Annotated in this window: 15 protein-coding genes; 5 read left to right on the top strand and 10 right to left on the bottom strand. The window is 27.5% G+C overall.

Going from position 1 to position 12,389, the window contains the following annotated elements; translation table 11 throughout:
* Positions 1-487 precede the first annotated feature (487 nt).
* The 8 genes from M2325_RS03170 to M2325_RS03135 all read right to left on the bottom strand — a co-directional run bounded on the left by M2325_RS03170 (position 488) and on the right by M2325_RS03135 (position 9,383).
* A complete protein-coding gene (locus M2325_RS03170) occupies positions 488-3,436 on the bottom strand; it encodes a Gp37-like protein (protein WP_259050894.1) in 2,949 nt (982 codons plus the stop codon).
* A gap of 65 nt (positions 3,437-3,501) precedes the next feature.
* On the bottom strand, positions 3,502-4,446 hold the full coding sequence (locus tag M2325_RS03165; RefSeq protein ID WP_259050893.1) for a hypothetical protein: 945 nt from the start codon (positions 4,444-4,446) through the stop codon (positions 3,502-3,504).
* A 197-nt stretch (positions 4,447-4,643) separates the two neighbouring features.
* On the bottom strand, positions 4,644-5,477 hold the full coding sequence (locus M2325_RS03160; protein WP_259050891.1) for a phage distal tail protein: 834 nt from the start codon (positions 5,475-5,477) through the stop codon (positions 4,644-4,646).
* Complete coding sequence (locus M2325_RS03155) at positions 5,474-7,042, bottom strand: phage tail protein (protein WP_259050889.1); 1,569 nt, start codon at positions 7,040-7,042, stop codon at positions 5,474-5,476. Before M2325_RS03155 ends, M2325_RS03160 begins: the two co-directional genes overlap by 4 nt.
* 120 nt (positions 7,043-7,162) lie before the next feature.
* Complete coding sequence (locus M2325_RS03150) at positions 7,163-7,399, bottom strand: hypothetical protein (RefSeq protein WP_209591766.1); 237 nt, start codon at positions 7,397-7,399, stop codon at positions 7,163-7,165.
* Entirely contained in the window at positions 7,389-7,763 is a 375-nt protein-coding gene (locus M2325_RS03145) for a hypothetical protein (RefSeq protein ID WP_209591765.1), read from the bottom strand. The genes M2325_RS03150 and M2325_RS03145 overlap by 11 nt, the downstream gene beginning before the upstream one ends.
* 130 nt (positions 7,764-7,893) lie before the next feature.
* Positions 7,894-8,736 carry a hypothetical protein gene (locus M2325_RS03140; RefSeq protein WP_259050881.1) on the bottom strand — a complete coding sequence of 281 codons (843 nt, stop codon included), beginning with the start codon at positions 8,734-8,736 and terminating at the stop codon, positions 7,894-7,896.
* 389 nt (positions 8,737-9,125) lie between these two features.
* Complete coding sequence (locus M2325_RS03135; RefSeq protein ID WP_209591763.1) at positions 9,126-9,383, bottom strand: hypothetical protein; 258 nt, start codon at positions 9,381-9,383, stop codon at positions 9,126-9,128.
* 253 nt (positions 9,384-9,636) lie between these two features.
* Between M2325_RS03135 and M2325_RS03130 the strand changes: the two genes are divergently transcribed.
* Together M2325_RS03130 and M2325_RS03125 are read left to right on the top strand one after the other, a co-directional pair.
* The gene (locus M2325_RS03130) at positions 9,637-9,975 is read left to right on the top strand and encodes a hypothetical protein (RefSeq protein WP_259050879.1); all 339 of its coding nucleotides are present in this window, start codon (positions 9,637-9,639) and stop codon (positions 9,973-9,975) included.
* Between the two features lie 297 nt (positions 9,976-10,272).
* The gene (locus tag M2325_RS03125; RefSeq protein ID WP_259050877.1) at positions 10,273-10,605 is read left to right on the top strand and encodes a hypothetical protein; all 333 of its coding nucleotides are present in this window, start codon (positions 10,273-10,275) and stop codon (positions 10,603-10,605) included.
* A gap of 35 nt (positions 10,606-10,640) precedes the next feature.
* On the opposite strand, the gene M2325_RS03120 is transcribed toward M2325_RS03125, so the two are convergent.
* Together M2325_RS03120 and M2325_RS03115 are read right to left on the bottom strand one after the other, a co-directional pair.
* Positions 10,641-10,994, bottom strand: coding sequence for a hypothetical protein (locus M2325_RS03120; RefSeq protein ID WP_209591760.1), 354 nt, complete (start codon positions 10,992-10,994; stop codon positions 10,641-10,643).
* Positions 10,966-11,115, bottom strand: coding sequence for a hypothetical protein (locus M2325_RS03115; protein WP_209631962.1), 150 nt, complete (start codon positions 11,113-11,115; stop codon positions 10,966-10,968). The genes M2325_RS03120 and M2325_RS03115 overlap by 29 nt, the downstream gene beginning before the upstream one ends.
* Positions 11,116-11,350: 235 nt before the next feature.
* On the opposite strand from M2325_RS03115, the gene M2325_RS03110 reads away from it, so the two are divergent.
* The 3 genes from M2325_RS03110 (at position 11,351) to M2325_RS03100 (ending at position 12,245) form a co-directional block, all read left to right on the top strand.
* Entirely contained in the window at positions 11,351-11,725 is a 375-nt protein-coding gene (locus tag M2325_RS03110) for a winged helix-turn-helix domain-containing protein (RefSeq protein ID WP_209591758.1), read from the top strand.
* A gap of 83 nt (positions 11,726-11,808) precedes the next feature.
* On the top strand, positions 11,809-11,973 hold the full coding sequence (locus M2325_RS03105) for a hypothetical protein (protein WP_259050875.1): 165 nt from the start codon (positions 11,809-11,811) through the stop codon (positions 11,971-11,973).
* A 14-nt stretch (positions 11,974-11,987) separates the two neighbouring features.
* Positions 11,988-12,245 (top strand): hypothetical protein, encoded by a 258-nt coding sequence (locus M2325_RS03100; protein ID WP_209591756.1) that lies wholly within the window; start codon positions 11,988-11,990, stop codon positions 12,243-12,245.
* Positions 12,246-12,389: the final 144 nt, after the last annotated feature.

Here is a 12,389-nt window from a genome sequence, read left to right as displayed (position 1 = left end):
TCTCCGCGTATTCTTTTATTGAAGTTTTATTTAAGCTTAGTTTTAAAATCTGTTTTATTTAAGTTTCTTATTATAAAAAAGTAGTTATTTTATAGTTTTATAGCTTTATTTACGTACTTTATATGCTTATTTTTTTAAAATCCATCTACGGGCTTATTGAACTTATTTTTTAATTTAAAGAGTTTTTAAAGAAAATCTCAAAAAGGCACCAAGTAAACTATTCTCCGTTGGGGCTATAAAGAGCATAGCTTAGTAAGGACCTGTAAAGTTTACTCACACTACACGGGATTAAAAACATTTCACCCCATATCGTTAATATATCGAAGTCCCTCGATATATGTAGTCCCGTAATTTAGTGTGCGGGACTATATAAAATAGGGTAATCCCGCAAACGAAATGAATAAAAATGAATAATTATTAAACATTTAAGTTAATAGTTAAGCGGGTTTTTTTAGTCCCACTTATAAAAAAAGTAAATAATAAATAATTAGATATGCTTCACAGCATCTAACTCGGAGAACTTACCTTTAATTAATCTAAAGATATTAATAGGTTCATCTCCAAAAGTTACTTCGATGCAGGTTTTATCTATTTCAAAGACCTCTCGAACTTTTACAATTTTTAAATCAAATAATAAATCTCTTTTATCGTAATAAACTGATACTACATCGCCTAAGTCCCAATCTGAACCATATTCAAATGGTTGATTTAAAACTTTACCTTTTAAAACTATTTTTTCTTTGTATTGATTTAACTGTTGAATTCCTCGATTAATCAACTCTTCTTCTTTTAAGTCTTTAGCATCTAAAAAGACTTCTTTTAATTCTTCAGATGAAGAATTATTGTAGGTTTTTATAATTCTATTAAGACCTTCACCACTTCCACCTATGTAGATAAAGTTTTTAGACTCTGAGAGCTCTTCTTGATATTCTACATCGGTAATATTACCAAAACGATTGGAGAATTCAACAATTTGATTAATATCTTGATTGTACGTCCGATTTTTACTTTCTACAATATCATAGATTAAAGAACCATCTTTATAATATACTCGCTGACCTAAACCCGATAATTGAGCAATTTTAATTAAAGTATCATAAAGATTTTCATATCTTGCTTGATATTCAATTGCTTTACCTCTTGAATTATCGGAAGATACAACTAACTTTTCATAAACTCCAGAACCTCTTAAACAGTTCGTAACATAATGTTTTAAAACTGTTTCAGCACTTGAATTTATTGAATCATGAGTTTGTCCCGATAATGGAACAATTATCCTATCTTTAAAGATTGCTAAACCTGTTTCTCCTTTAATATCGCAGAAAGTTTCTTTATCATTTATCGAAGTAATCCTACCAATTTTATCATTCATTAAAATGTATTTGCCCATTTTTAAAGATAAAGCTTTATTATTTAATGGTAAACGAAGTTCAAAAGTCCCTGCTTCGTAGAAACTTCTATCCCAAATGATAGAAATTGGTTCAAGGATTTCTTCAACTTCAAAATCACCATTTAATACTTTAATTATTGGGATTCTGTAATCCTTGGCAGGTACGGTATGGTGGACTATAAACGGTTTTGAAAAGCCCAAGTTTCCATTAACGTCTTCAACTTGAATATATATTTCATAATCTTGATATTCATCCATTTTTAATTCAAATTGGTAGGTATTATTACTAATATAATCTAAATCTTTGTAATATTTATTATTTATAAAAGCTTTAACTGATTTAATAGTATAATGACTTTTAACAGTACTTGGTAGTCTAATACTGTTTTCAGTTGTGTATTTTTCTTTTAACGTACTAATGTTAAACAATTCTACAATATTTACAAATATTTCATCAGAATAACTTACATTATTTTGTAAATCTGTAGCTTTAAGCTTTAATGAATATGTTCCTTTATTCTTAAGGTTTAATATTGTTGAATATATTTCTGAACCATTAAGTGAAGTTACTTCTTTACCATTAATAAGTAATTTTACATCTTTAACTCCTGAATATCTATCGATTACTCTTGCAGCCATTGGAATATTGTAAGTTTCACCAGTATATATTAAATCTAACTTAGAATCAACTATAAAATTTGTAATTATTGGTGGTTCTTTATCCATTACAACTAAAGTTATTGGAACACTCGTTCCAAGGTTATTTGAACTATCTTTAGCTTTAATTAAAACTGAATAAGTGCCTGGTTCCAATCCATTTAAATTGAAATTATAAATATTTCCTTCCTTACTTTGATAATCATCGTAATATGTTCCATCTAAATATATTTCTGCTTCTAAAACTTGTATGTTATCGGTAATTGTAGCAATTATTGATATTGGAGTTAATGGTTCAACATTTAATAAAGTATCTGGATTTACCACTATTATGGGTTCTTCAGTATCTTTAATGGTTATTTGTTTTGGACTTGATTCAATTGTATTTTCATAAAAATCTTCTGCAAATATCTTGCAATTATAATTGTTTATATTCGCAGGTAATGATAAACTAACCTCATACTGAGTAGTTGATGGATTATAACCCATTATATATTCATTTATACCATTATTATCTAGATTAGTAATTTTAAGTTTAACATCTTTAACTCCCGAATCATCAGTAACACTTGCACTAATTTTAAACTCTTGGTCTTGATTTATTGATATTGGAGTTGTATCGAAAGTAATTAGGGGTGGTTTTTTATCTGAGCGTATGCTATTATATAACTCAGTTATTTGATTTGGAGTTAAAGCACAATTCCATATGGCGGCTTCGTCTATTATTACATCATAATACATTGTAGAAGAGTTAGAACCCCATGTAATACCAAAACCCGCAATATTATCTTTTTGGGGTTTTAAATCACAAGTTTCTTGATTTAATTCAAGGTGAACTCCTCTTGTCGTAGTCTGTTCAATACCATTAATATATATTTTCATAATTTCATTATCCCTAATACAAACAATATGGTTCCAACCCTCAGAAATTGTATTATTTGTAATGTACCAAACATCATTATAATCATTATCATAACTAGCGTTAATAGTTCTAATTTTAAATTGTATTTTATTATCATCAAGAACCGAAACACGAACTCTATCTCTCCAAGTATCTGATATTGTACTATTCCACCAGGTTTTTTCACCATATAATGACTTATATGAATTTGTAACATGATGATTATACCATAAAGAAATCGTAAAATATCGATTTATATCTTTTGGAGTTGTTTTAACATACCCTCCTGAAGAACTTGTTTTAACTGCACCGTTTTTTATTCCATTTACAAACGTTGTATTTATATAAGTACCATTATCTAAACCAGTTTCATCTTTAGCAATGGTACCTGAAGTCTCATCAAATTTATAATATGATAATAAATTAGTTGTAGGAAATGAATTATCAGATGTTTCATTATTTGAATTTCCTGGGTCATATACTACCATTTTAACACCTTAATTAAATTATTATTAAAATATTTAAAAAATAAAAAATAAAATATTTTTTTAAATTATATTAGTGTTTCAAAAGATACTGAAATTCCGGCGCTACCATGACTATCATCATCATTTACACCACAATGCATACCTACTTTATAATTTGGCTTAATACCCCTAATCACTTCTAATTTTTGAGAGTTCTCGGCACCCAATGATGCAGAATACGATACTGCACCATTATCATCATAGAGAGCAAAATGGGCATAACCAGTATATCCTGTAGTCATGCTAATGGATATTTTCACTAAGTTCGTATTGCTAAAAGTATGGGATACAGAAGGTCCATTTTTGCCCGAGCCATATATGCTATTTGAATAAATCACCTCACCAGGCGTTATATTTTCCAATAATACTTCTCGAATATTTTCTCTTAATACTAAATTATCCATGTTTAACTGAGATAAATGAATTTCAGTTCTATTTTGAAAGTCTTCAAACCAATTTTCAATAGCTTCTTCCTGATTTGACGAATGCATAACTCCACAAACTGCTTCATCTGTTCTTTCATCGATTATATCTTCAGTGGTTAAATAATTTCTACCCCCTGTAAGTTTAACTTGAGCAAGTGAAAGTTCATAAATATTGTCATTTCTTGTTAATATAGGTGGTTGGGGATTGTCAGAAAGTTCACCTGTTAGGAGCATTATTTTAATGTTTCTATTCGATTCAGAGTTATCGAGTCTTAAAACTATTCTATCGATTCTATTTTGCCCGGGGGATAAAGCCATGTGTGAAAATTCTATGGCTTCAGTATTTTTATAATACTTACCGTTAATCATTGCAGTTCCTGCACTAACTGAAGTTTTCATATTTTGCCCATTTGCAGAAACTTTCAAATTATCATAAAGACCACTTACTCCATTAGAGACGAACATTTTGAAAAAATCTGCAAAATCTTCCGCATTATAAAGCCTTTCGTCAGCACCTACGCTGTCAAATGGCATTGAAAATTCCATTTTATCACCTAAATGAAATATTTTATAAATTTAATTGTTAAATTGTTAATTAGTCGTTAAATAACGAATTAATGAATTAATGAATTATAATAAAGATTTAATAATTTTAAATACGTCGAGTGTTTTATTAAAATATTATTTTGTAAAAAAATAAAAGATATTTATTTTAAAACAAAATCTTTCTTATTTTTAATCAACTACCAAATATAATTTTCTTTATATGAAATAGATAGATTACCGACTTCTGATTCGTTTGCAGTTGTGTATTCTATTTCATTTCCACCCACTCGAAGTTTAAAGAGTCTTGAATCTGGATTTAAGTAGTTAAAAGCTCTTAACTTTGAAGTTTCAGTTAAGAGCTCAATATTTTTATTTTTTGTATCGATTATTAGTTTTTCGTGAACCGTTAAAGATTTTCTTAATTTTATAATTTCATTCGTTGTATTGTTTTTAATCTCAATCGGTGCAGTCATCGGTCCTGAAATCACAAGTATATAGTCAACGTCTAAATCTCCATTATTTTCAACGATTGTAGAACTTAAACGGGTTCCCATTGGTACACCATCGCTGGTTGTAGAAAAAGGAAATTTAAACAAACCCGTTGAAGAAGTTACTTCTTTTTTAATTAGTTTTGACTTTAATATTGGAGCGGGGCAATAGATTTCAACTAAAAACTTTTGATAATCGTAAGTTGAGTATTCAAACTTTGGAACTGCATTTGCTATAAATTCGATTGATTTTTCAATTTCATTTTCAATATATGTTAAAGTTCCTTTTTTCTTTGGATTGAATACCTTTCTAAGCAAATTGATGTTTTCTTTAATATTTTCTGTAATGATACCTTTCAATTTAAATTTTAAAGGTTTTAATTGATTATCCACATAAATTTCTCCATCAACAAATGGGGATTTTAAAGTATGAACCTTTGATTTAATTTCTGAAGTACCAGGCAATCCTAAAAATATGACTTCAAAATCTTTTTCACCCATTAATAACTCATGGTTATCTGTTTTGACCTTTATTTTCATCATAATAAATCACCTGAGTTTAAAGCCGCAGTGTATTCTTCGACCTGCTCCAGCATTTCAGATAATGATTTTATTTGAGGATTATTAATCGTAAGATTTATATTATTTTTTTCTTTATCCTTATCTTTGTCTTCACCTTCATGTGCAGGCTTGAAAAATTCAGTTTTAAGCTTTTCTATCTCGGCTATTGCATTTTTAAGTTCATCTGCACCTGATAATTCTATTTGATATGCGGAAAAATCAACTTCTTCTAACAATTTTATAGGTTCTACTCCAGGAAGTGCTGCTGCATTGATACGTCGTATTAAGGAATTTGCCATATTTACGATATTATTTAAGCTGGATTCGACAAACTCTAAAATACCATTCCAAGCATCTTTTATAATTGAAGAAACATTAATCCATAAATTTATAACGAATTTTGCAAAGTTTATCAGATTATCTACCATTGGCTCGATGGATTTTAACATATCTGCCCATATTGTATCCCAATTATTATAAAGCCATGTTATACCCTTAAATACCCATTCAAATGCCTTAAATGCTTGGGCTACAAACCATGCTAAGGATTTAGCCAAGTTTGTGATAGTAGTCCTAATACCGCCAAAGTCTTCTTCCCATGCTTTAAAAAGCCAATTTATGACTTCTTTAATTTTTTCAAGCCATATTTTACTATTTTCAGATAACCATTGTAATACTGGAGGTATTCCAGTTAGTACATTTGTTAAAAAGTTTGAAATTTGACTAATTAATGAATCTATCCACGAAAAATCCATAGAATCTATTTTTTCACATATGAAATCGAAAAATTCAGTAAAATTGTCCGCACCTGTTTGGAGGCAATCAATGACTGCTATAATAGTATCTTGTACTGCGGTAGAATTTATTATTTGGTCATATAATGAAGTTAAATATTCTACAACCCTGTTAAAAACTCCGGATATTCTTTCTGCTATTCCCCCAAAACTTTCTTTAAGTTTTTCAACTTTTTCTCGAATTCCGCCATAATTTTTTTCCCATGCTTTTTTAAAAGCATCTATTGCGATAGTTATCGTACCAACTACTGCAGCAACTGCCAATAATGGAGGTAACCAAGCTTGTATTGAGACCCCTGCAATTGTGGTAAAAATCCCTGCTAAAACTGGTTGTAATATAGTGCATAATTCTATAACCGATGTAATTGCAATAAGAATATTTGAAATATCGCCCATATTAGCCCCAATAGCTTCAAACATGCCACCTATCCCTGAAGAGTTAGAAGAATTTGAACCCTGACCTGAGCTTTGATTTGAACCCTGAGATTGTGTACTATTATTGGAACCACCAATTAGATTTTCCGCACTGTTGAAACCTTCACCAATAGTCCCCATATGTGAACCTACTTCCGCTGTTTTTTCACCAAATTCTTTAATCTTGTCTTTATTGGAAACTATTTTTTCTCCAGCTTCTTCAAAAGAATCGCCTGTTTTATTCCCAAATTTAACTAAGCTTTCTCCTGTAGATTCAATTTTATTTTTCATTTTATTATTTGAGAAAAATGACATAATTGCACGTATGATTGACATCATAGTATTCACCCGTAGGTTATATTTATTTCTTAAATTATAGAATTTAAGAAAATTATGGGGATTCTTAATAAATTAAAACAGAATTTAATTTATAATAGAATATGAATTAATCTAAATGGATTAAAAGTAATTTGAAATTTCTTTTTGATATTGAATAAGTTCATCGTTGGAAATCTTTTGAACACTACTACCTTTAGATTTACTTTTTTCAGAATATTCTTCGTTTAATGAATTAACCAGTACTGCATAATTAATTGAATAACACAGCGTAGAATTCCTTGAAATACCGAGAATATCCGAAGGAAGAACCCCATAACGTTTTGCTATATAATCTATGTTTCTACTGTTATTCCGCACGAAAGTTACTGATACCGTCTGGAACATTTAATTGTTTTAAAACAATCTCATTTGCCAAAAATTCTTTGTCTTCACCAGTTAATTGGTGCCATTTGATACCCGCAGGTTCTACAATGTTATTTTCCACTAATTGGGGGATTTTAGAGAATAAAAGACTACCTTTTTCAGCATTAGTCATTCCAACATCTTTATTTTTTCCGCTTTTTGCATTTTCAGATTCATTGAACATTTTTGCAAATATTACGGGGTCTTCAAAAGCCTCAATTACATCTATTGTGCTAATCGTTTTAATTCTAAAAACTACTCCCGAAGGTAATTTTACTTCCTTTGAACTATTTTTTAAATATTCTTCTACTGTAACCATTTTATCCCATAATTTTCATTTATTTTATGAATATATTCAATATTAAATCATTAAATTTTAAAATATTAATTTTCATTTATTTTAGCTTAATTTTCACTAATTTTTATTACCAATTATGCAATTATTTAAATTATTCCTCTAACAATGGGGGTAATTTTTCAATCAACACAATGTCGTGGTTTGCATTTCCAATAATAAACTTAATTTGCTCTTGAAGTGCTTCTTCCTTACCGCTGGCTTTGAAGTTAGGCTTTTCAAGTATCATAATGTTATTAACCTGGACTGATTGTAAGTATTCATAATTATTTGATGTATCAAATAATGCCAATTGCAATGAGAATTTAGGTACTTTAGTCATTTTCCCATATCTAACACTCGGAAGTGTCTTTATTGACGCAGTTACATTTTTCAAAGTGGCAGGGAATGTTATCTCCGTTATTTTTGAGAATAAAGTAATACCCTTAACTACTTCTATGGCTTCATAGTGCAATTCTTCTTCAACGGGGTTTCCAAAGTAGTCTAACCCTTTAATTAATATTTTATCAGGGGTTATTGGTTGAGAACCAATAAGTTCTAACCTTAATATCGAAGGGCTAGTCAATTGTTTTCCAGATATTTCAGAAATAGTTTCTCCAAACGTGGCGTAAGTTTTAGCCACTCCTGTAGCTGAGTATGATACTACATCTTGTTCAGCACTTGTTTGAGGTACTACACCGTTAAGTGCCATAAAACACCTATGGGTACCTTTAATGGTGGTAATACTACCCTCTGCGTCTATATTTTCACTCACTGACTTTAAGATACCTTCATTAGTTTCAGTAGATATTACACTTTGTTTCATAGATAAATCTACTTCCACATAAGCTATTCTTTCAGATTTAACCTTATCATTAATAGTTAAAAATCCTTTACCCATCAATTTGTAATTGTTTAACTGATTAATGTCTAATCCTGGTGGTTGTGCATATCCCATTTTACTCACCTTTTGTAATTATGCCTATTTATCCTTATTTGGTATTTTTAATCTTATTTTATAATTTTTATATAATATTAGTTTATTTAACTAGATAATTTTGGAATTTATATATTATTAAATTTTTAATTTTATATTTATCAATAATTTAAAGTATGTAATATCTAATTTATCGAAATTACATACATTAAGACATTTAGAGGTTATTTATCTATTATTTATCTATTATTTTAAAATAAATAGTAATTTTGTAGGTTTATTATTTACAAATTTAATGATATTATTCTAATTATTAATTAAGAGTATTAAATCATGTAAAATAACAATATTTTAGCGGATAATTGATTTTAAACTTAAAAATGTTAAACAACTAAAAACTTAGTTACATTTTACATTGTTTTAGGTGCTTTTCTTTTAAGTTCTGAAATTTCTTCATAGAAATTATCTTTTTCGACAGTTTCTTTTGCTATTTTATTCATTCTGAACTCTAAAAGTTCTCTTTCTAAGTATTTAATGTCTTTTTTTACAGATTCTAATTCTATATCTTTTTTAATAGATTCTACTTCATCTCTTGCAATGAATCTTACCAAATCTCTTTGTGTATGTATTAATTGTTCGCTATCGTCTTTTTTGCTAAATAGTCCCATTATTTCACCTTTAGTGTGTAGCTATTTACGTCAGCAACTATGTTGCTAAATTAAAAGCACAATGGGACTTTATAAAGTCCAAGATTAGATTCAAAAATTAGACTTTATAAAGTCTGACTACAAAACACATGATAAAACAAAGTATCAAGAATTTGTGAATAATATCTTCATTTGGTAGGGATTAAAAATTAAATTTATAATGTAATATTAAAATAAGGACAAAAAAATTGTAAAATTTTAAAAAGGTGTTATTTTGACCATAAAAGTAGATAAAAACTTTAAACAGTATCTAATAGCTTTATTCCTATTAGAAATATCTTTAATAGGTTTTCAACAGTATAAAGCTTGTTTAATAACTTTGGGAGTTTACTTGTGTATTTTAGCAGTATTCCATAATTATTATTTTCCAGATTTTGAAAAAGTATTCAATTATAATCTTAAAAAATGTAAATTGGATAATTACAAACGAGTCAAAAAGATTACGCCTCTTGTTAATAATGATAAGAAAGTATCAACAGAACCAAGGGAATCAGAAAATAAAGAAAATTCTGTTTATGAATCTGTTGGAGATGGGTTTAAAAATAGTATTTAGTTATTTTGGCCTTAATCTTACATTAATTCCATTTATAAAGTTCTTGTTTGATTTTATACTTGGATAATAAAATATATATACACACTATGTCCATGATCTTAAAAATCAAAGATTTTTAAAATATCTAAAATCATAGATTTTAGTATAAAGGATTTTTATGAACGGAGTGAATAAAAAGGGTTTCTTATGAAGTTCTTGTTTGATTTCATACTAAGTTAATAATTAATATATGCAAAATAAATCCATCAAAGGATTTTTACGAGTAAAAAGGGTTTGAATAAAATAAGGTGTTTTAAAATGATATTTCCAGAAGTGAAAGAAGAAAAAGAGAAAGAAAATAAATTAAACGATAAAATATTTGATAAATTACTTCCATTTGTAGACTATCCAAATGAAGTTATTTCTAAAAGTCGTAAAAAGGAATTAATAGATTCTTTAGATGAGTTAATCGGTGAATGTTCAATTAATGAAGAGTTAAACTATAAAAAAGTATTAAATCAATTATATGAAAGTTGCTTTTCTTTAAAAGTAATAAATGAAGTTGAATATACATATTTAATCCAACTTATGACGTTTTATGTTTTATGTTTAAGTTCTGAAATTCCGTTTAAATTTGAAAAAGTTTGTTAATTATTTATTATTTATTTAGTTTTTATTTATTATTTTCATTTAATTTTTTTAACCAATTCCATAATAAATTCTTTATCATTTTTAATATTGTATAATTCCATTAAATTTTTATATTCCCCATATTCTTCAGTTGTTAGTGAAAATTCAACGTACTTTTTAGTTTTTTCATCTTTAATAATATTTAAATAAGACAAATCTTTTAAAAAGTACAATACTAGTCTATTGGGTCCTTCGATTTTTTCAATTATTTCTTTTTTTCGAAGTTGTTTAAGTCGCGAAGATAAATGACTCGAACCTTCATTTAAATTATATGCTTTTTTTAGTTCCTTTGAAGAAATAACGCCCCCATTTTCAACTATTTTATCCAATATCTCGCTTTGTGTTACCACTAACTTCACCCATATCTTTTGTTTTGATTTTAAGCTCCCCATTTCTTTCAGAAATTTCTAAAAAGTCTTTATAGTAATTAGCCACATTTTTTATTATTTTAAATGCCGTTAAATTATTCATTACACGTCCCCTTTAAACTATATTGTTTCCTAACTTATCATCTATATCTCTATAATCTTCTATTATATAATAGTTATCATTTATGATAACAGTTAACATTATAACAAACTGTATATACGTGTAAATCCATAGTATATTACGAATAATATTATTTAATTTATTTATTGCTAAATTAATACAATGATAATAAAATATGTATTAATATGAAAATAATAAAAATTTAAAAAGGTATAGTATGATATTAAAATCCCTATCCAAATCAAATATGCGCAAGATTTTGGAAATAATAAAAGAACATGAACAGATATACTTTGGGGAATTAATGGATATTTCTGAAATATCAAAAGGAGCTTTGGGGCGGGCTATTCGAGAATTATATGAATTAAAGATTATAGGTAAAAAAGAAGTAACTGGGACTTATAAATTTCCTAGGACATATTACTACTTAACCCCGATAGGTAAAAAAGCTTTTGAGATATTTAATTTGGGGGATGAATTAGATAACGAAATTATGAATTTTAATGTCCAAGTATTGGAAAATAATGGGGTAATTGCAAATAAAATAGAAAATCTAGAATTTTCAATAAATAATTGTGAAAAAAAGAATTAAATCCTAAACCTATATATTTTATTAAATACATCTAAATTATATAGTAAATTTAATAAACTAATTAATTTATAGGTCATGATATTATGAAAAATCTAAAAAAATTAGAGAATGATAAATTCGCAGTGAAAGATGTTGCAGAATTAATAGATTTTGAAGATTTTGAAGAATCTAAAAAAAGTAAGTTAAATGTTAAAATAAATAATGGAGTAATTGCAAATAAAATAGAAAATTTAACTTTTAAAAAATAATTCTTTGTCCTCAGTTGAGCAACTTTGAGGATTTTAAGCAGGATTATGAATTTGAAAAATTTAAAAAGAACTACAACGATGAATTAATGGAAGAACGTCACGAAACTTTTGAAAAAACGTATTTAAACATATGTTCTATAATGGGCAAGTTTATAAGTCAATTAACTATTTTGGATTTTAAAAATGAACCTAAAAAAAAAGAAATTTTAGAAATTATCGATATTTTAGAAATTGAATTAATAATTTTAAAAAATTATTTTAAAAAATTATAATGAAACTTTTGAAACTTTTTTCAAAAGTTTCATCAAAAAGGATTAAACCAATACTGATTTACCGTCAACCCATTCTACAGTTATAGGTTCGTCAGGTAACTCAGTAAGAGTTTCAAAATATTTTAAAGCAGCTTCAGTTCCTAA

Origin of the sequence: Methanococcus voltae PS (genome assembly GCF_024807035.1) — an archaeon.
GTDB lineage: Archaea > AGJL01 > Methanococci > Methanococcales > Methanococcaceae > Methanococcus > Methanococcus voltae.
Note: the sequence above shows the minus strand (reverse complement) of the source record. Positions and strands in the feature narration are given on the sequence as shown.